Origin of the sequence: Mameliella sp. LZ-28 (genome assembly GCF_012274245.1) — a bacterium.
Classification (GTDB): Bacteria; Pseudomonadota; Alphaproteobacteria; order Rhodobacterales; family Rhodobacteraceae; genus Antarctobacter; species Antarctobacter albus.
This window is the reverse complement of sequence record NZ_JAANYX010000010.1, coordinates 46,994-66,921: the sequence shown is the minus strand read 5'-3', so window position 1 is coordinate 66,921 and position 19,928 is coordinate 46,994. Positions and strand designations below refer to the sequence as shown.

16 protein-coding genes are annotated in these 19,928 nt (G+C 62.3%); 4 read left to right on the top strand and 12 right to left on the bottom strand.

The features are described from left to right. The first annotated feature begins 548 nt into the window (after nt 1-548). The 3 genes from G9Q80_RS06475 (at nt 549) to G9Q80_RS06465 (ending at nt 2,257) form a co-directional block, all read left to right on the top strand. Nucleotides 549-1,268: a ParA family protein gene (locus tag G9Q80_RS06475; protein WP_088716127.1), complete on the top strand. Its 720-nt coding sequence runs from the start codon at nt 549-551 to the stop codon at nt 1,266-1,268. Nucleotides 1,269-1,515: 247 nt separating this feature from the next. Then, complete coding sequence (locus G9Q80_RS28115; RefSeq protein WP_232788269.1) at nt 1,516-1,935, top strand: hypothetical protein; 420 nt, start codon at nt 1,516-1,518, stop codon at nt 1,933-1,935. A 151-nt stretch (nt 1,936-2,086) separates the two neighbouring features. After that, nucleotides 2,087-2,257: a hypothetical protein gene (locus G9Q80_RS06465; protein WP_157903864.1), complete on the top strand. Its 171-nt coding sequence runs from the start codon at nt 2,087-2,089 to the stop codon at nt 2,255-2,257. 349 nt (nt 2,258-2,606) lie between these two features. On the opposite strand, the gene G9Q80_RS06460 is transcribed toward G9Q80_RS06465, so the two are convergent. From G9Q80_RS06460 to G9Q80_RS06400, 12 genes are all read right to left on the bottom strand, one after another. Continuing rightward, nucleotides 2,607-3,635, bottom strand: a complete 1,029-nt coding sequence (locus G9Q80_RS06460; protein ID WP_088716129.1) for a hypothetical protein — start codon at nt 3,633-3,635, stop codon at nt 2,607-2,609. A gap of 258 nt (nt 3,636-3,893) precedes the next feature. Further along, complete coding sequence (locus G9Q80_RS06455; protein WP_088716130.1) at nt 3,894-4,781, bottom strand: abortive infection family protein; 888 nt, start codon at nt 4,779-4,781, stop codon at nt 3,894-3,896. 508 nt (nt 4,782-5,289) lie between these two features. Continuing rightward, nucleotides 5,290-6,483 (bottom strand): GIY-YIG nuclease family protein, encoded by a 1,194-nt coding sequence (locus tag G9Q80_RS06445; protein ID WP_088716132.1) that lies wholly within the window; start codon nt 6,481-6,483, stop codon nt 5,290-5,292. After that, complete coding sequence (locus tag G9Q80_RS06440; protein WP_088716133.1) at nt 6,476-8,524, bottom strand: pseudomurein-binding repeat-containing protein; 2,049 nt, start codon at nt 8,522-8,524, stop codon at nt 6,476-6,478. The genes G9Q80_RS06445 and G9Q80_RS06440 overlap by 8 nt, the downstream gene beginning before the upstream one ends. Then, a complete protein-coding gene (locus G9Q80_RS06435; protein ID WP_088716134.1) occupies nt 8,521-8,937 on the bottom strand; it encodes a hypothetical protein in 417 nt (138 codons plus the stop codon). The genes G9Q80_RS06440 and G9Q80_RS06435 overlap by 4 nt, the downstream gene beginning before the upstream one ends. After that, nucleotides 8,934-11,660 (bottom strand): DNA methyltransferase, encoded by a 2,727-nt coding sequence (locus G9Q80_RS06430; protein ID WP_088716135.1) that lies wholly within the window; start codon nt 11,658-11,660, stop codon nt 8,934-8,936. The genes G9Q80_RS06435 and G9Q80_RS06430 overlap by 4 nt, the downstream gene beginning before the upstream one ends. Then, nucleotides 11,657-12,079, bottom strand: coding sequence for a type II toxin-antitoxin system VapC family toxin (locus tag G9Q80_RS06425; protein ID WP_088716136.1), 423 nt, complete (start codon nt 12,077-12,079; stop codon nt 11,657-11,659). Before G9Q80_RS06425 ends, G9Q80_RS06430 begins: the two co-directional genes overlap by 4 nt. 3 nt (nt 12,080-12,082) lie before the next feature. Further along, a complete protein-coding gene (locus G9Q80_RS06420; protein ID WP_054540688.1) occupies nt 12,083-12,331 on the bottom strand; it encodes a FitA-like ribbon-helix-helix domain-containing protein in 249 nt (82 codons plus the stop codon). Between the two features lie 48 nt (nt 12,332-12,379). Then, the gene (locus tag G9Q80_RS06415; protein WP_088716137.1) at nt 12,380-12,655 is read right to left on the bottom strand and encodes a WGR domain-containing protein; all 276 of its coding nucleotides are present in this window, start codon (nt 12,653-12,655) and stop codon (nt 12,380-12,382) included. An 84-nt stretch (nt 12,656-12,739) separates the two neighbouring features. Next, nucleotides 12,740-13,672 (bottom strand): DUF2493 domain-containing protein, encoded by a 933-nt coding sequence (locus G9Q80_RS06410; RefSeq protein ID WP_088716138.1) that lies wholly within the window; start codon nt 13,670-13,672, stop codon nt 12,740-12,742. A gap of 366 nt (nt 13,673-14,038) precedes the next feature. Continuing rightward, entirely contained in the window at nt 14,039-15,067 is a 1,029-nt protein-coding gene (locus tag G9Q80_RS06405; protein ID WP_088716139.1) for a DUF7146 domain-containing protein, read from the bottom strand. A 3-nt stretch (nt 15,068-15,070) separates the two neighbouring features. Then, nucleotides 15,071-19,432: a strawberry notch family protein gene (locus tag G9Q80_RS06400; RefSeq protein WP_088716140.1), complete on the bottom strand. Its 4,362-nt coding sequence runs from the start codon at nt 19,430-19,432 to the stop codon at nt 15,071-15,073. A gap of 177 nt (nt 19,433-19,609) precedes the next feature. Between G9Q80_RS06400 and G9Q80_RS06395 the strand changes: the two genes are divergently transcribed. Then, complete coding sequence (locus tag G9Q80_RS06395) at nt 19,610-19,906, top strand: hypothetical protein (RefSeq protein ID WP_088716141.1); 297 nt, start codon at nt 19,610-19,612, stop codon at nt 19,904-19,906. Nucleotides 19,907-19,928 lie beyond the last annotated feature (22 nt).

Sequence of the window (19,928 nt, the reverse complement as noted above, 5' to 3'; positions counted from 1 at the left end):
TCCTATTTCTTGCCAACTTCGTACAAGCCCGCCTTCTCCCAGCACAAGCGGAGAAGGCACCAAGGGCTTGTACTCAATGTAGAAAATCGGCCCCGAGGGCCGATTTGACGTCCTTTGGCAAATGCAGCGCGCAAGGCGCTCAATGCAACGCGTCGCGCGTTCCCTGCATCGCGCATCGCGTCCTTTGGACTGCGTTTTGCGCGCCCTGCAGCACGGTTTCTGGCGAGTGGCAGATGGCCCGTGCTGCCCGCATCGCGCGTGGTGGCCGATGGTCCATGTCCCGTGCGGTATGCGTCGCGCCTCCTGCGTTGCGCCCTATGGCCGATGTCGCATGTCGCGCGTCATCTGGGAACCGCATCGCGCGGACGGGAGAACGTCAGGTGTCGCGAGCGTGGTGCTTTTCGTTCCCTGCGCGATGCACCATGGACCCCGCATTCCGCCTGAGGCAGCCCGCATCCCGTCTTCTGCTTGACGCCGTCGCAGACGGAGGTTAGCGACAAAGAAACATCTTTGTCGCGTTTCACCATTCTTGCGAGAGGCCCGCCCCCATGCCGAACGACAATCTCGTGGTAATCGCCGCGATGGCCCGGAAAGGGGGGAGTGGCAAGACCACGCTCTCGCGCGCCTTGATCAGCGCTGCCGTTGCCGCTGGCCGTCGCGTCCTTTTGATCGATACCGACAGTACTGGCGTGCTCGGCACCTGGCACAAGCGGGCTGAAGCCGCGGGTTTGGGATCGCCCCTGCTGCGCTCTGCGACTGTCGAGAGCGTGGGGGCCGTGGATCGCCGGATCGAGCAGGTCTATGCGGCGGACTCGGCGGATTTCATCTTCATCGATACAGCAGGCGTCGGGGCCGAGTGGTCGGACGGGATCGCCGTTCTGGCCGATCACATCGTGACGCCTGTCATGCTCTCGACCTCGGATCTCGATGTCGGCGCGCAGACGGCTGACTGGTTCGAAAAGCTCCGCGCTCGCGTCGATGATCCCGACAGCCTGCCCCGCCACCACGTGGTCCTGAACATGGTGGATCCCAAGACCACCCGTGCCGATGCTGCCCTCATCGAAGCGGCGATCGCGCGGTTTCCAGTGGTCGAGACCGTGATGATGCGCCGGAACGTTTACAAGGAGATGGACGAGAAAGGCCTCCTGCATGCTGTGGCATTGCATAAGCAGGCCGATCCCAACCCTCTCATGCGCCCCCATGTGCGCCATGTGGTCGAGGCGCTAGAAGAAGCGACCGACATCCTCAACAACATCCTGGCTGCGTGAGGACAGGGTGGTGAGGAAGAAGATCCCGACCATCACGCGGCCCGACCCGGCTTATGCTGCATCCCTGCGGCCAGAGGTGGGAGAATGCCCGGGAAGGGACGAGGTTCTGCGAGCTGAAACGATGCCAGCGCCTGTGACCGTGCAGCCCGCGTCAACGGGCGATCACGCCTCAAGGCACCCGAGTACTCAGCCTGAGCACCCACCCCAGCCGAGACAGGAGACGGGCGCAGCGGCGGCACCTGCGGTTATGTCATCACCATCCCGCGCGCAACGCAGTCCGGCGACGCGCAAGATCGACATCCGGGTGAACGCACTGGAACGGCAGGAGGAAGCCCTGATCGATTGCGGCGTCGATCCGGCCCATGTCATCCGCGCCGCCCTGCGCCGCGCGGTCAAGAACTGGGAGCTCGGGTCCGAGTTCGTCCCACCGTCGGAAGAGCAGCGGACGCGGATCACCGAATGGCGCGCGCGCACTTCGCTGGCGGTCGATGCCCCTGCGCTGACTGCCCTCTTGCGCGCGCATGACCCCCTCGATGTGCTGAGCAAGTGGGCCCTGGTCCGCGGTCAAATCGAGCCACGCGTCTGGGCAGAGATCGACATGCTCCTGGACGAGATCGCCGTTCGCGCTGCAGCGCAGAATGCAGAAACGGATACGCCAGAAACCTGACTATAAAGACAACTTGTCCTTTTGTCGGTGGGTTCTTGCCGAGGCCGCCGACTTCATCTTGCAGTTGCAGAAACCCAACCCTAAGACGTTCAAAACGATATTGCGGCCTCGTTGTTAACAAGTCCTGAGGTCAGTTTGAGAGGAGCACATCGTGACCACTTTTCCACGGCTTACGGCCGAACCGATCATGCGCATCCTCTGCAAGAAGACCGACACGCTGGTGGGCTACCTCTACCAATGGAACAATGGCGACCTGCAGCCGGCCTGGCTCAATGATGCCATGCCCGACGTGCGCTACGAGCCGATGGTCGAGGCCGCCTGACAGGCATGATCTGACTGCGGGCCAGGCAATCAAGGGCGGTGCGGAGTGCCGGTCGCACAGCAGGCCATGCCAAATTCTGCGCGTCATGAGTTATAGACTGGACTTCTATAACTCATGCGTTGGAACGGGGCCCGTTCCGACCGGCCCAAATTCTTTTCTTTCAGCCCCCCCGTCCAACCTACCGAGCCACAGTACTGCGGCTCCTTTGAAGGCGTAGCTTTTGCGGCGAGGGATCATAGAGGCAACGGATCGATCATCCGTGAACGCACGCGCACGGTTCTCGGAGCGGCAAGGGCAGACTGGAGGCCGGTGGCCTTCTAATGTGGTGGCGCCGCGCCCCTGCCAGTATTTACGGTGAAGACCTCTGCCCTGAACGGGCACTGCTTGCATCATCCCGAAGCCCCGCAACGAGCCTCTCGACAAGCTCTACGGCCTCGGTGACGCCTTCGGCGCGAAGTACAAGCCGCTGGCCGGGCCGGTAGCGGGTGTCACCGCTCTTGGCAATATACTCCTCATCGACAAGCCCCTGTCGGTGGGCAAGCAGATGGCGCTGCTGGAACGCCCGCGCGAGTTGGTCGAGGGAAGGGGCGTCGAGATGGGCACCATAGCCCTGCCCCGTCGCCTGCTGCCAAAGGGTACTGCCCTCTGCAAGGTTCTGGAATGCGTTCCGCCTTGCCTTCGGCGGCGCGGGAAGCTCCACAAAAAGAGCTTCGACCACACGCTGAAAGGCGGTGACAGCGTTTTGCAAGCCGTTTTCGATCACGACGCGCACGGTGGTTTCGGCGGTGTCCCGATCCGGCATTGCGGCGCGCACCTGGTCGAGCGCGCCAAGGGTGGCCTTGATCCCTGAAATGGTCTGCTCGAAGACCTGCTCGGCAGCGCTATGCCCGCAGGCGGGGCAGAAATACGCAGCCCCGATCACTGCGTAGCGGCAGGCACAGGACGGACAAGTGATCTTCAGCGCCATCGGGTCGGTGGCGGCTGGGGGCAGCATGACATGCTGCGGCCGGGAATCCACTTTCATCGTCATCGAAATAAAGCCGCCGCGCGGCCTGCTCCGGTTGAACCGGGCAGAATCGGCTTTGAGCGCCTTGCTGAACTGTGCTTTGAACTGCGCGATGGCAGCGGCCTTGGCGTGCTCGACCTGCTGCTGCGTCCACCAGCGATCGCTATGATCGGTATGGCCGCAGGCGGGACAGTGAAGCCGCTCTGCCTCCTTGGCCTTATGCCAATCTTCGCTGAGCATCTTGAACTGGAAAAGGCATTCATCCGATGGGCATTCACGGTCAAAGTAGCCTTCCTCGTCGTCAACAATGAGAATGGAGACTTCGCCGCCGCCTTCGAGGCTCCGCAAAAATCGTTGTGTCTCTTCAAACATCTCGCAACCTCAGAACATCTTGTAGCGCACCGTTCGCCCTAAACCAAATATAGCATTTGCAGGGTGACTTGGAGTCTTCCATTGGCACGGCGCTCTACCCGGTGCCGGGAAGGGCGTGAAGAGGCGGCCTATTCGGTCACCGTCACTTGGGGCTCAAGTTGGGACACGGGCGCGGAGACATTTATCTACCGTCAAAATCGAAGCAGAAACGACCGGCCAAGACCGGCGCTACTGACAGGATGAAACTAGCCGTTACCCTTATCTATCGTCGGCTCTTGGAAGCGGACGAGCAGGAAATTTCCGTTGCCAGGTCTCGATGAGGAAGAGGGCGGCCGTACTGGCGGCATGGATCGACAAACGGGCAATCCGTGCGTCGATACGCGCATAGCCCTTCTCGCGGCCGTGGGCGTCGCCGCCGTGGGTGCGTAGAGCACCGATCCCACCGATGACCGTGGCCAAGCCGGAAAGGATTTGTCGCACATCACCTGCGATCAGGGGCTCGATGTCAGACCGGTCAGGGGACAAACCGAGTGGCTGCTTCACGGCGTTGTAGAGCCCCTGCACATCCTTTTTGGAAGGGAGTGGCTGGCCCAGCTCGATGAGGATCGACCGGCAGACACTCTCGACCGTGCTGCACGCGGCGGTGACGGCATCTTCGGGGTCGGTCTGGCTGCTGGCGAGGGCGCGGTCGAGATCGCGGCTCACCGTGTCGAAGTCGATCACCTCGGACAGCCCGGCCAGCTCCGCCAGGACGGGGACATTCTTGCCCGCCTCGACAAGCCGCATCCGCCCGCCCTGCTGCTGAACCTCGAAGCCGTCGAAGCGCAGCGCGCGGTTAAGATGATCGAGCACGGCGATATGGCGCTCGGGCTCATGGATAAAGTCGCGGGGGTCAGCGGCAGCCTCGATGATCCTCGGGAGCGCTTGATCGGCTTCGAAGCCATTGTTGAGATTGATAAGGCACTGCACCAATGACGGCACGCGGGAGCCATTCACCGTGAAGGCCACATTGCAGGCGCGCATGAATTTCTCGATCTTCGCACCGCTGCGATAGATCCCTATGGGAGGCGACGTGTCATTGCCCCCACCGCCGCTGATAATGTCGGCGATGGCGTCAATGCTCTGGGGCGATAGCGGGAAGGGCATGGCTATAGGTGATCCTTTGCCCAAAGAAGCGCATTGAACGCGGCAAGCTTTGCATCGCTTTCAGTTGAATATGCCTTCCTACCAATCTGAGCAGCTCCCGATGCCCTTCTCAGGACACGCACTGTCCATCCGGCGCCTGCCCGATACACCGTAAGATTGAACCCGTCCGTGTTGATGTAAAGGTTGCCTTGTCTGGATGTGCGCCATTTTCGAGAAGGCCATGCAGCACGGCGACGTGCGGAATTTCGGAGACGCTTCTCCCGCTCCCGGGGCCGCTTGTAGTCCTCTTCCATGTGCTCAGCACAAACACAGCCGACTTGAAGCGAACCGGGATAGTCTGGATGCTCCATGATATGAGCATACCGGATTTCGGCGCTGTCACACATCTCGCAGAGTTGGCTGGGCTCTTCCAAGTCTTCGACCCCGACACAGGTCCAGCCTTTTTTCGGGACGCCTGCCTCTGACCATTTCCCTCGACGCGTGTGACTGTCCCGATCCATCGCCCAACCTACCCCGAAATCCGTTTGAGTTCGGCAGCGTGGGGATCATAGCGATAGCTGGTTATTGTGCCGTCCCTGATCTTCTCCACAGCATCGTTTATGACAAAGAGAGGTACGAGGAACCATTCTCGTGGGACCACAGGCCGTCCAAAGCGATCCATGATCTCGATTTCGAGCCGTGCCGGTTCGAAAATGCGGTGGATCAGGTTTTCCAGCTTGGACCGGTTGATGTTGTAGAGCTCGTATGTCGCAACCACCTCGACATTCGCCATCAAGAATGTCGGTTGCAAATGCGCGCCAGCGATCCGCTTTTCGACGCTCATATTGGTGACGCCGATCTTGTGCACCAGTTCCCGGTTTTCTGTAACAAGCGGATGATCTGACTTGCTACGAAGCACATAGATGATCCCGCTCGCCTCATCGCCATCGATGGTCTGGTCCGAAAAAAGCGGGCCTGCCGATGGGTCAGTGATCCGGCGTCCGGCGTCGTCCTTGTTCAACGCGCGCTGGAGCGAGCGCATCAGCATATTGCTCTCGGTGCCGTTATCAAAGATTACCCGCAGCCGTGCATCCGTACGACCTTGTTCATTCGTAATGGTCTCACCCTTTTCAGCAACATAGGCTTTCTGACCGCCGACGATGAAAAAGCGGCCCTTCTCGATCTCCGCTTTCATCTCGAAAGGGCGCGTTTCGCGCAAACCGGTGTCCAGTTCCTTTTGGACCATCTCGAACAATGGCTTGAACTTTGAGAAATCTTCGCATTTTTCACGGTTGGCGACCTCGTCGGCGGCCTTTTTCTCAGCGGTAGAGCGGACATGCTTCAATTCGGTAAGCGGGGATGCATCTACCGCCACACCCAGTTCCGCCAGAAGCGCGTCATCATCGAGCTCATCCGTGTCCGTCGCTACGAGCGTCGGGCCCTCTGACAGAAGTTCGTGTTTGTCAAAGGGCCCGACGAGATCGTGGCATTCCTGTAAGTCGCGGATCCGATCGAGACGCACTGCATAGAGACGTTCGAAGATATCTCGGTCTTCACCGTGCTGTGGCGGGCGACCGAATTCATCGGCGAACCGAAGGATCTCTTCAAAGCCTGCGATGATGCGTTCTTCGCGTGGTGTGCGGCTGAGCTGCTTCTTGACTTCGACCTCGACGCCAAGCTCAGCAAGAAGGGCATCGTCTTCGTCGGTGAAACCCTTAGCCATTGGCAGCCTCCTGCTTCATGCGGGCGAGATAGGCCACGCCTTCGGCCATTTTCTTCTCCCATGGATCAGGCGATGTGATGGATGGCAGACGGCCCCGCTCCTGCTTGAATTTGACAGCGCGCTTCGCCAGATCGCGCGCCTCGTCCGGTGACAGTTGCACCTTCTTCGCCGAGATCACGGCCTGAACCTGCCGAAGGCTTTCCTCGCTCATCGTCTTTGCCAATATCGAATAGGCTTCGCCGAAGGGGTTGATCCGGTCGATCAAGTCGATGTCGAGCTCACGCACATCCATGGCGAATTTGCGCACCCCGTCGATCAGAGCGGTGTTTCCCGTAGTCTGCGTATCTTCGCCGCTCGAAAGAGCGATCTCCTTTGCTTTCTGGGTCAGGTTCAGCGCGGCCACCGCATGCTGGCGCACGGCTTCCTGATCCTTGGCGTCCAGCTCCGGGAACTTTGCTCCGACGATCTTTCCCATGCGAACCTGCGTCAGTTCCTCAGGCACCAGCTCTTCATCGAAGAGCCCGCGTTCGATCGTGGTCTTGTCTTGAACGAAAGCGGTGATCACCTCGTTGAGGTCTTCCTGGCAGATGCGCTTGGCTTCCTTGCTCTTGGGTTCGACCAGGCCCTTGATCTCGATCTGGAACTGCCCGCTGGCCTCGTTGAAGCCGACATTTTCCTTGTTGGGATCATAGCCGCCCTCGCCGTAATCGAACCCTTCGACAGGGCCGCTTTTCACGGTTTTGGGCGTGAAGTTGAAACGCGGGGCCAGCACCTGCTCCATGAGCAGGCTCGCGGCGATCGCTTTCAGCGTGTCGTTGACCGCCTCGGTCACGGCCTCGGCCGCGGCATCAGGCTCGGCGATCAGGTTGGTGAAGCGCGCACGCGTCTTGCCCTCGGCGTCGCGGGTGGCGCGGCCGATGATCTGCACGATCTCGGTCAGGCTGGCGCGGTAGCCTACCGTCAGGGCGTGTTCACACCAGATCCAGTCGAACCCTTCCTTCGCCATCCCCAGGGCGATAATGATGTCGACATGGTCGCGGTTGTTCTTCTGCGCGGGGTCCTTCAGCGCGGCTGAAACCTTGTCGCGCTTGGCGGGCTCATCATCCACCAGATCGGCGATGCGCAGCACCCGCCCCTCGGGCGTCTTGACCAGTTGAAACCCGGTGGCGGGGTCGGTGCCCTGCCAGTCGCCCAAAGCGTCGATGATGTGCTCGACCTCGCGGTGCTTGTCCTTGGTGCTCTCGCGTGAGTTCACGTTCGGGATGTGCAGGATCGTTTTCTCAGTCGGGTCCAGCACCTTGAGGATGTCGTCGGCGTAGGACCCGGAATAGAAGAAATACCCGATGTCGAGCGACTTCAGGTATTTGTACCCGTTCAGCTGCTCGTAATAGGTATAGGTGACCGTGTCGAACCGCGCCTCGTCCTCGGGCGACAGAACCGCCTCGGCATCGCCGCGGAAATACGATCCGGTCATCGCCACCAGATGCACCTTGTCGCGGGCGACCAGCGCGCCCAGATGCGTGCCCAGCTTGTTGTCGGGGTTGGCCGAGACGTGGTGGAATTCGTCCACCGCGATCAAGCGATCATCGAAGGCCTCGATCCCGAACTTGTCGACGGCGAAACGGAACGTGGCGTGGGTGCAGACCAACACCTTGTCGTCGCTGGCCAGAAACTTGCCCACGGCGCCGACCTTGCCGTCATCCCCGCCGGGGGCGTTGCACAGGTTCCATTGCGGTTGCACCGTCCAATCGGCCCAGAAGCCATACTTGCTCAGCGGCTCGTCGTTGAAGCTGGACCCGATGGATTTCTCCGGCACCACGACGATGGCCTGACGCAGGCCCTGATTGTGCAGCTTGTCGAGCGCGATGAACATCAGCGCGCGGGATTTGCCCGAGGCCGGGGGCGACTTGATCAGCAGGTATTGCTCGCCCCGTTTTTCATAGGCGCGTTCCTGCATTGCGCGCATGCCCAGTTCGTTCGACTTGGTCGAGCTGCCGTTGGCGGCGTATTTGACAGAGACGGAGGGAACACCTTTGGTCATTGCGAAATCCTGTACTCGTTCAAATAGCTGATGGCCCAAGCCGGCGGGCTTGGCCAACTGCGAAAGCCCTTCTCATGCCAGGTGACGCTGTCCGCCCCGATCTTGTCATTCGCTTCCATGAAGCCGACCAGGGCATCATGATCGTAGAGATAGAGATCGTCGCCGTGAAGAAAGGCGATGTGAATGCCCTTGCCGGTGTATTTCCGGTCGATGACAAGGCGCCCTTTGAGCTGAATTTTCAGGAAGGTTTCGCCGTCGATATGCACGGCGATGAAATCCGCGCCCTGCCAATCATCGGTCAGGCGGATGCTGTTGAAACCGTAATCCGCCAGCCGCCCGGCGACCTTCTGGAAGTTGTAGTTCTCTTTCTGCCGTGAGTTGAGATCGGCATAGGCGACACGCTGCAGCTTCATGCGCTCACCTTCGTCGTCATCTTCGTGTACATCTCGAACAGCTTTTCCAGCCGTTCGGTGTCGTTGCGAAAGCGGCGGCCGATGTAGATGCGTTCCAGAACCTCGTCGTTGTGGTCATGCGCGGCGCGCAGGTTGGCGGGCATTTTTTCGGGGTCATAGAGGTCGGCGATGGTGGCGGGGAAATGCGCCTCGCGGGCCAGAAGGATGCCTTCCGCCGCCGCTGTCAGGTCGGCGCGGTTCTTTTCGGTCAGTTTAGGGACAGGGAAAGTGTTCCAGCCTAGGGTGTTGGAATAGCTGAAATCGGTTCGCATCCGCACGCAGACCGTGCCTATCCAGACCCAATGCAGGCGCGAGGCGATCAGCGCCATGTTCCAGAGCGGGGCGTCGTAGAGGGCGAAACACTTATTCGAAATGACGGAGTCATTTCGTAGGAGTGCAACAGGGAGATAATCGCGATTCTCCGACGATACGACTGGAATCACTAGCATTTCACTTTTGGGTTCGTTCATTTCTCGAAATTGGTGGGGACGTTTCACCATGCCATTGGAAACGGCATCTTTCGACTTCTGCCTGTTAGCAGCACCATCATTCAAACGCTTGATGATTTCAGGTATATCACATGCATGTTCGTCAGGAACGTCAGGAAACCAGAGACAGTATCGGTGCTTTGCGTTGATGACTTCTGTTGAGCCGAAAAACTTCCTGATATTTTTTTGTGGTAAACCCTGCTCACCTAAAACGACAGCCGTTTCTCGGTCGAGCAACAAGTGTTCCGACATGCCATAATAGTTCCCCTTCACCATTGAAGGCAGTCCAGAAATTGGTTTGCGTGCGCTCGCCACCCAATGGTTAGGTTGAGCGAGAAGATAACCATTGATATTTGACGCTTTTGTTTTGATGTCGCCATCGAATAGTTCTGCGTCACCCTTGTCCAAGGCCCCACCAACGACGACCACAGTAACACCGGCGTCATTGGCGGCGAGGTTGGACCACTTGAACGAACGAATCCCGAAGAAGAACCTGAGTCCATCATCAAACAATGGCCGCCAGAAGTTTGCGACGTGCTGACCTTGGGCCACACTATTTGTTGCAACGAATGCAAACCTCGCAGGCGTGACCTTGGAAAATTCAAATGCCTTCACGAACCATCCGCAGACATAGTCTAAGAGACCCCACTTCTCGAAGCGGCCATCGAGTAGCGCTTTCATATCGTCTTTTTGTTCATCGGACTTTCGGGCATTTCCTTTGTAAGGCGGGTTCCCGCAGATATAGGTTTCGCCCCCTTCGTTCGCGAAGTCGATCTGCGCCTGATCCGCTGGCTGCATGAACAGGTCATCGGCCTGAAACTTCACCCCCGTCCCCGTGGGCGGGCAGACCGACAGCCAGTCCAGCCGCAGGGCGTTGCCGCAGGTGATCCAGTTCTGCGCGTCCAGCGGCAGGAACTCGGCCAGCGCCTCTTTCTGGCCGCGATAGGTCACGTCGCATTGGTATTCCGCGATGATCAGCGCCAGCCGCGCGATCTCGGCCGAGAAATCCCGCAACTCGATCCCGCGATAGTTGGTCAGGGGAATGTCGGTGCGGCGCAGCGGCTCGCCCCGGCGCTTGTTGATCTCATATTCAAGGCTGCGCATTTCCTTGTAGGCGATGACAAGGAAGTTGCCCGACCCGCAGGCGGGATCGAACACGCGGATCTTGGCCATGCGCGCGCGCAGATTGGCCAGCTTGCGCGCGTTGTCGCCCGCCGCTTCCAGCTCTGCCCGCAGATCATCAAGGAAGAGGGGGTTCAGCACCTTCAGGATGTTCGGCACCGAGGTGTAGTGCATCCCGAGAACCGAGCGCTCCTCTTCATCCGCGACCGCCTGGATCATGGAGCCGAAAATATCGGGGTTGATCTGCGTCCAGTCGAGGCTGCCGATATGGGACAGGTAGCGCTGCGCGATCTTGGAAAAGCGCGGTACATCGGTGCTGCCCGAAAACAGCCCGCCGTTCACATAGGGAAAGGTGTCGGCCCAACGGGGCAGCTTGGCCTCGGCCCGCTTGGGGATGGGCGTGTTCATCGCGCGGAAGATTTCGCCAATCACTTCGTGCGTGTTCGACCCGTCGCGGTTGGCCATCTGATCGATGGTGGCGGTGAACAGGTTGTCGCTGACAAAGATGTCGGTGTCTTCGGCGAAGAAGCAAAAGATCAGCCGCGCCATGAAGTGGTTCATGTCGTGGCGTTTGTCGGCGCTGCCCCAGTCGGGGTTGTCCTTGATCAGTTCGACATAAAGCCGGTTGAGGCGGCTGGTCGCGCGGATGTCAAAGGCGCTCTCTCGGATCTGCTTGACGGTGGAGATACCGGCGAGCGGCAGGAAGAACCCGAAATGGTCGGGGAAATCGGCGTAGCGGCAGGCGATGGTTTCGCCAGTGGTGATGTCCTCGGCCTCCAGATCGATGCCATCGGTGGCGAGGATGAACTTCGCCTTGGCGCGGGTCGTGGCAGGGCTGTCGCGAAGGGCGGTCAGGGTCGCCGCGATATCGCCCGGCGCGCAGGTTTTCAGGTGGATGTTGTTGGTCTGAAGGACGCCGCCGATATCGGACTTGTTCGACGCGCCGGTACGCAGCCGCTTGATGGTCGTGTCCTTGTTGCCGAAGGCCATGAGGAAGGCATAGGGAAACTCGGCCGCATCAAAAGGCTGCTCAGCGAGTTCGGAAACTGCTTGTTCAATCTCAACGGCGTTCATGCGGCGGTCCAGGGGTTGATCAGGTCGATCTCGCAGCCCTCGAAGTCAGGCGTGTTGCGCGTGGCGACGGAGGCACCACGGGAGTGGGCAATGGAGGCGATCTGGCAATCGGCCTGGGCGATCGGCCGCCCGGCGGACCGTCGTGCGGCAGCGATGGTGGCATAGGACTGCGCGGCGTCGCTGTCGAAGGGCAGGATGCGACCGGCGAGGTCCTCGCGCAGGATACGGTCCACGGCGTCAACCAGCGCGGCGCGGCGCTTGCCGTTCCCCATGATCGCGAGGCCGTAGCGCAGCTCTGCCTCCGATATCGAGGTCAGATAGACGTTGAGCCCGTCCTGAGCGGAAAGCCAGTGTTCAACCTTGGGCTCCGGGGCCGGGCGCAACAGCTCCGAGATTACATTCGTGTCGAGGATGATCATGCGTCAGGCCTGGTCGAACGCGGGCGGTTCCCGCATGGCTTCTCGCTGCGGAAGGTCGAGATCAACGCCGCCCAGCGGCGCGACCCGTGCACGGATGGCCGCGGCAAGATCGTGGGATGGCTTCGCTTCGCCGACGACATGGCGCAAGATCTCGCGCGCCTCCTCTTCCATCGAACGGCCATGCTCGGCTGCGCGGATGCGAAGGCGGCGCTTCACGTCATCGTCAAGGTTCCGGATGGTAATGCTTGCCATGATATCCTCCTGAGAGGAGTGTAATCATCGCAATCAATGCGATCAAGACTAATCGCCTAAGTGCAGGGCCTCATAGCCCCGCCGCTTCTTCACCGCTGCCAGCTTCACCAACGCGGTGATGGCCTTGCCTTCATCAGGGTGCGTCTCGACCATCATCTGCCCACGGAAACCAATTCGTCCCCATTCGCGCACGAGGCTTGCGCGTCCGAATAGGTCGCGCTGAACGCTAAGTCGATAGAAGCGACGCATGTTGCGCGCCGGATCAATCCGGCGCATCTGCACGTCGGTCGGGAAGACATCAAGCTGGATCGGGCTATGGTACATGTAGTGATCGACTGAGGTTTCCTACACAATATCAGGTGGAAGTGTGCGCTTCCACCTCGATTTCCCGCGATGGGAAAAAGGGGCTCACGCCCCCTTCTCGAACTTCATGACCGGGATGCCGAGCTTTTTGGCCTTATCGGCGAGGTTCTCCTGGATGCCGGTGCCCGGGAAAACGAGAACACCCACGGGGAGCACATCCAGCATCGCGTCGTTGCGCTTGAAAGGCGCGGCCTTGGCGTGCTTGCTCCAGTCGGGCTTGAAGGCCACCTGCGTCACGCCCCGGGCTTCGGCCCATTTGGCGGCGATGAGTTCCGCGCCCTTCGGGCTTCCCCCGTGCAGAAGGACCATGTCGGGATGTTTGGTCCGGACCTGGTCGAGCTTGCCCCAGATCAGGCGGTGATCGTTGAAGTCGGTTCCACCGGTGAGCGCGACTTTGGGGCCTGCGGGGAGCATCACCTCGGTTTCCGCGCGGCGCTTGGCGGCCAGGAAATCGCGGCTGTCGATGAGTGCCGCGGTCATGTGCTGGCGGTTCACCATCGAGCCGGTGCGGGGGCGCCAGGTCGATCCCGTGTGATGGACGAACTCGGTGGCGGCGTGATCGCGCATCATGTCCATGCAGTTGCGCCGTTCGATCAGTGTCAGACCTTCGGCCGTCAGGCGCTCGAGTTCGGTGGATTTCACCTCGGAGCCGTCCTGCTCGCGCTGAAGGCGGCGCTGCGCCTGCTCGTTCTCGTCGAGCGACCGCTCGATCCGGGCCGTGGCGCGGTGGAAGAGGTTGACCTGGCCCCAGAGCACCTCTTCGAGGTCGGGTTCCATGCGGGTGTCTTCCAAGGTCGCGACGAGGGCGTCGAAGATGTCGGCGACGGCGACCGCGAGGCGCTGCCCGTCGGGCATCGGGCGCGGATCGGGCTCGTCAAAGGGGCGGTAGCCATAGAGCTGCAGCTCGTCGAGCGCATGGGCGGTCTGGGATGCGGTATGGGCGGGTTCATACGCGTCGTCGTGGGTGTGGATCGTCATCAGTTCTTGCCTCCGGGCCTTAACTCGTCCGCGCGACAACCCGCGCGGCCTTCATGGGCTGCGAAAGCCGTCACGGGGGACGCTCCTTCACCCCGCCTTCGGGGCCGGAACGCATGTGGAGGAGGACGGGGGGCGGCTGATTTGTCTTTCGCGATGCAAAGGCGGGGCTCGTCCCCGCCGGCGGAAATCAGTCGCCCACCGTCCTTGAAGGGGCGGCCCCTTTGACGGCCGCCTGCCCATCTCTTGAAGGCCGTGCGGGTGACGGGTGGATGAGATTGCGCGGGATGAGGCGCAGGCGACGGTCCAGAGCCACGACAGGGATGTGACCCCTGCCCCGCACTCCCAGACCCCCCTGCGCGATGCAGCTCAGCCCAATAGGCGATGCCGATCCTCTGGCCCGATCTGACCTGCCAGATGCTGGCGCAGCGCGTCCTTGCCGTTCGCCCGAAGATCATCGTTGAAATCCCCGAGCCGCGGCTCCAGCACCCGCACGCGCACCCCGACCTCGGAGGCTCTGGCGCTCAACTTCTCTGCCGCGCGCTGCCCGGCCGGATCGCGATCGATCGCGACGTAAAGGCGCTTGAGCCCCTCCGGCAACAGGACCACCCCGAGGTGACCCGAAGAGAGTGCCGCCCAGACGGGAAGGCCGGGCACTGCCTCGACAAGGGACAGCATGGTCTCGATGCCCTCGCCGACCACGAGGATGTCGTCATGCGGGGTCAGCCTGACGGCATTGCCGAGGAGGTGGCCCATTGCACGCCGCTGCGTCTCGACAGCCGCTTTCCCCTGTCCGTCAAGCGCGAGCCAGGTGCGATGCACCCCCTGCAAAGTCCCTGCCCCATCGGTAACCGCGGCGATCAGCGCCGGTCTTGGGAGGCTCCGGGTCTGGCCCTCATCCCGATGCCAGCACCTCGGGTGGAAGCGTAAGGCGCCGTTCGCCCCGAATTGGGTGATGCCTCGGGAACGGAGGTAGGTCTCAGCAAGCGTGCCTGTGATCGGGTTCGAGGCAGCAAACAAGCGCGCCGCCGCAGGAGTGCCACCGGGCGCCTTGGCCTTCCTCGGCTCTTGCCTATCCGGGACGACCGGCTGCGGACGGCCAAGATGCGCTCGGGCCTCGGCGAGAAGGTCGGGGAAGCGCGTGATCCCCGTCCGGGCGCGGATGATGTCCAGGAGATCGCCATGCTCGCCTGTGGCCCCATCCGTAAACTTCCCCGCTGCCCCTGGTCCCGACGCAGGGCCCGTCAACCGCACGAAGAGTGACCGGCCGGGGTTGTTCTGCAGATCGCCGACGATCCAGTAGGATCCTTCCCGCCGTCCGGCGGGAAGGTAGGCACGACAGACGCCTTCGGCATTTTCTGCCAGATCGCGCACGAGGTCTTCGGTCTCGGAATACATGGGTCAACAACCTCCGCGCGCATGTAGTCCCGTCACGGGACAACGTGCAAGCAGACGATCAAGTACGGCGATGCCGGCTGAGTCCGTCGGGCAGAAAAGGCGCAGCTTCCAGCTGATGATCTCCGAGAAGAAACCGTCAGCCTTGAGTCGGTCTTTCGCCGCTTCCGTGAAGCCAGAGAGCTCGATCCGGTTCACGCCCATGACGCGGGAGCGGTGCAACTCCATCCCTTCGGCCAGCCGCACCACGGTCTTGCCTTCGAGAACGAGGGCATGAACCTGTGCGGCTGTCAGCTGCGGCGCGTCAGCGGCCAACGTGGTCGCGACCCAAGACGGCGAGACACGGCGACCGATGATGCGCTGCCCATCGTCGGTTTGCAGTCGGTAGACGCGGGTTTCATCCTGTGGGAGCTGCTTCCAGATCGGCAGCAGCAGCCCCGCCACGATGTGCAGCGTGGATTCCGAGAACTCCGGCACCTCGGCCAGTTCCGCGGTCCAGGCGGCGGCGAAGGCTGCGCGGTCTGCTTCCAGCCAGTGGGTGTCCTCCATCATCCGAGCTGGGACGGTGCTGGCCTCTGTCGGCCGGATCAGCCGCAAGCGGGGCTCGATGGTGCCGTCATCCAGCATTAAGCTGGTGGCGGGCACCTGCACGGCGGCACGGCCCGAGCGGCTGTTGACGAGAAGGCGTGCTTTGGGATCATCGAGCCAGTCAAGCGCATCTGCGAGCGCGGTCGGCGTGTTGCGGCGCTTTTCTGCGATGGTCAGGAGCTGGGTCTCCGCGCCGGAGCCGGGATGGGTGTAGATCACCCGAGCGTCGGTGACGCGGAAGCTCTCGGCGCGCAGGGTCTCAAGCCCGAGGTCATACACCCCGGCAGCGATGGCCCCCTCGATCCGTTGATCGAGCAATTCCTCGAAAGCCGAGAAGAGCACGGCCTGCATGTCGATCGTCAGCGCAAGCAGGCGATTGAGGAAGGTCGTGATCGGCGGTAGGTTGTCCTTCAGACCGTTGTCATCGGTCAGGCTGAGACCGGTGGCATCCTCGAAGGCTCCGAGCGAGCATCCCGCGACATCGCCGCGATAGATGCGACGGTAGAGCTGGCGCAGGGCATCGCGGGCGTAAGGCGACTCGAGGTTGTCCTCGGGCCGGAACAGCCCCTGCCCGCCGGTCTGGCGCTGGCCCCGGGTGATGGCCCCTAGCGTGTCAAGCCGGCGCGCGATGGTCGAAAGGAACCGCTTCTCCGCCTTCACATCGGTGGCGACGGGGCGGAAGAGCGGCGGCTGCGCCTGGTTGGTGCGGTTAGTGCGGCCAAGGCCCTGGATCGCGGCGTCAGCCTTCCAACCGGGTTCCAAGAGGTAGTGGACCCGCAGGCGCTGGTTCTTGGCCCCAAGATCGGCGTGATAGCTGCGCCCCGTGCCCCCGGCATCCGAGAAGATCAGGATGCGCTTCTGGTCATCCATGAAGGCGGCGGTTTCCGCGAGATTGGCCGAGCCCGCCCGGCTTTCCACGACAAGCCGCGCCGCAGGGCCCTCGCCCTTGCGCACGATGCGGCGCGACCGGCCCGTGACCTCAGCCACCAGATCGGTGCCGAAGCGCTGGACGATCTGATCCAGAGCCCCCGGCACGGGAGGCAACGAGGCCAGCTTCTCGATCAGCGCATCACGCCGGCGGGCGGCCTCGCGGCATTCGACGGGCTGGCCATCGCGCACCACGGGCCGCGACGACAGATTGCCCTCGCTGTCGGTGAAGGGCTCGTAGAGCTGCACCGGGAAGGAATGGGCGAGATAGTCCAGGACGTATTCCCGCGGTGTGATGTCGACGCGGATGTCGTTCCACTCATCGGTCGGGATCTCCGACAGGCGGCGTTCCATCAGTGCCTCGCCGGTCGAGACGATCTGGATGACCGCCGCGTGGCCTGCCGCGAGATCGGTCTCGATGCTGGAGATCAAGGTGGGGGTTTTCATAGAAGTGAGCAGATGGCCGAAGAAGCGCTGCTTTGCAGACTCAAACGCCGACCGCGCAGCGGATTTGGCCTGGCGGTTCAAGGTGCCGCTGTCACCCGTGATGTTGGCCGCCTCCATCGCGGCGGCAAGGTTGTTGTGGATGATGGCGAAGGCCCCGGCATAGGCATCATAGATGCCGCGCTGCTCCGGCGTCAGCGCATGCTCGAGCATCTCGTACTCGACGCCATCGTAGGAGAGCGACCGGGCGGTGTAGAGGCCAAGCGACCGCAGGTCGCGGGCCAGAACCTCCATCGCGGCAACGCCGCCGGCTTCGATGGCCTCGACGAATTCGGCGCGGGTCGCGAATGGAAAGTCTTCTCCGCCCCAGAGGCCAAGCCGCTGCGCATAGGCGAGATTGTGGACAGTCGTGGCCCCAGTGGCGGAGACATAGACTACGCGGGCATTGGGCAACTTGTGCTGCAGACGCAGGCCCGCCCTGCCCTGCTGCGACGCCTCGGTGTCGCCACGCTCGCCCTTCGACCCGGCGGCATTCGCCATGGCATGGCTTTCGTCAAACAGGATCACCCCGTCGAAATCCGCCCCGAGCCAGTCAACGATCTGGTCGACGCGGGATTTCTTGGCGCCCCGCTCTTCTGAGCGCAGCGTTGCGTAGGTGGTGAAGAGGATGCCCTCGGTCAGCGGGATGTCGCGGCCTTGCGCGAAGCGTGACAGGGGCGTCACCAGAAGTCGCTCCTGGCCGAGGGCAGACCAGTCGCGCTGAGCATCTTCCAGGAGCTTGTCGCTCTTCGAGATCCAGAGCGCCTTACGGCGCCCGCGGCACCAGTTGTCGAACAGGATCCCGGCCGACTGGCGGCCCTTGCCAGCGCCGGTGCCGTCGCCGAGGAAGAAGCCGCGACGGAAGCGAATGGCGTCAGGGGCATCCGCCGGTGCGGCCGAGACCATGTCGCCGGTCTCATCGACGGTCCATGATCCGGCGAGATACGCACCATGCGCTTCGCCCGCGTAGATCACGGTCTCAAGCTGGGCCTCGGAGAGCAGACCGTCGCGCTGCACGGCAGGCGGGAGTTTCGGACGATAGGAGGGTTTCGGGGGCGCGACCGAGGCCATCGCCGCCGACTGCACGAGCTTGGTCGGGTGCGGGGCCGCCCCGGGGATGTCGATCGCCTGCAGGCGGAAGGTCTCGTAGATCGCGTCCGACAGGCGCGCGGCGCCGAGATCGTCCGCCGTCTCGCGCAGGGTGTAGCCGAGGTCTTCGGCATCTGGCGCTGCGACAATTGCATTGGCACTGGCCGATGACGTTGCCCCCAAATGTCGAGCGGGAGGGCCGGACGTACGGGCTGGTTTTTCCCGGAAAGGGGAAGTGGGCTGGGGGCGAGGCAGCGCGCCCTCTTCCAACTCGAGGCGCGGGGGGCACTCGGCCACGATCCGGGTGAGGAGCTGCGGCGCATCGACGGACATCGCCCGAGCCAGATCGGCGGTGATCCCACCCCGTTCGCCACCGCGACATTTGTCAAAGACCGAGATCCGGGTCTCGAAGCTGGTGCCGTGCTTGGCAAAAGCGGCACCGGACACAGCGCCCGTGAACACCAGATGCGCGGTCTCGGTCAGGCGTGTGAAGGTCTCGGCCCAAGCCGGGACATCAGGCGCAAAACCCGCCCCCGTGATGGCCACCAGACGCCCGCCGGGCGCGAGCCGGGCTAGGGCCGAGCGCAGATGCCGGGCCGTCGCCTCGGTCGTCCGGCCATCGACATTGGCCACAACCGAGAAGGGCGGGTTCATCAGGATGACGCTCGGGCGCAAGCCCGCGTCGAGGTGATCGTCGATCTGTGCGGCGTCGAAACTGGTGACAGGGCACCCCGGAAAGAGGAGGCGCAGAAGATCGGCGCGCGTGTCGGCCAACTCGTTCAGCGCGAGGCTGCCACCCGCGATCTCAGCGAGGATCGCCAGAAGCCCGGTCCCGGCCGAAGGCTCGAGGACCAGGTCACGCGGCGTGATCTGTGCGGCGGCCAGTGCTGCAAGCCCCATGGGCATCGGCGTCGAGAATTGCTGGAACCGCTCCATCTCCTCCGAGCGCCGGGTATGCGTCGGCAAGAGGCCCGCCACCTTGGCAAGGATCGGCAGCAGTGCCGCAGGCGATCCAGCACGGGCCAGCAGCGCGCGGCCAAACTTTCGCAGGAAGAGGATCAGCGCCACCTCGCCCGCCTCATAGGCGAGCTTCCAGTCCCAGGCGCCGTCGGCATCGGAGCCGCCAAAGGCGCGCTCCATCTCTACGCGCAGGCGCAGCGCTTCGATCTGGAAGCCTTGGGCCAGATCGGGCTGCAGCGCCTCGGCAACGGCGAGGATCGCAGGCGCGGGATCGCGAGAGAGAACAGGAACGGAAGGCGCAACAGGCGCGAGATAGGTCATCGGGAAACTCCGGAATGAGGGACAGGGACAGGCCCGGACGCCCTCTCTCGGGCACCCTCAGGCCTGATCGTCCCCGACCCTCCTTTCCCTCTTGAGCCGGTGCGTTCCGTTCGCTTGGCTTGAATTTGTTCTCTTTATGTTCTATATTGAAGGCCAAGCCAGAAAGGGAGTTTCCCGATGGACAGCACCACATACACCCTGCCCGCGACACCGAAGCAGATCGCCTATGCGCGGTCACTCGCCCTGCGCAATCAGACCCTTCTGCCCTGGGAGGTTCAGCAGGACCGCCGGTCCTTGAGCGTCTGGATTGAGGCTCAGGCCCAGCTGAAGCCGGTCTCCGACATGGACCGGCTGCCGACCTCAAAGCAGGTGGCCTTCGCGGAGAAACTTGCCCGGATCAAACAGCGCGCCGTTCCGGAAGAGTGCTTCCGCGACAAGGGGCTCATGTCGAAATGGATCGACGGAAATAAGTAGCGGGAATCTTCCGAAAAGATGG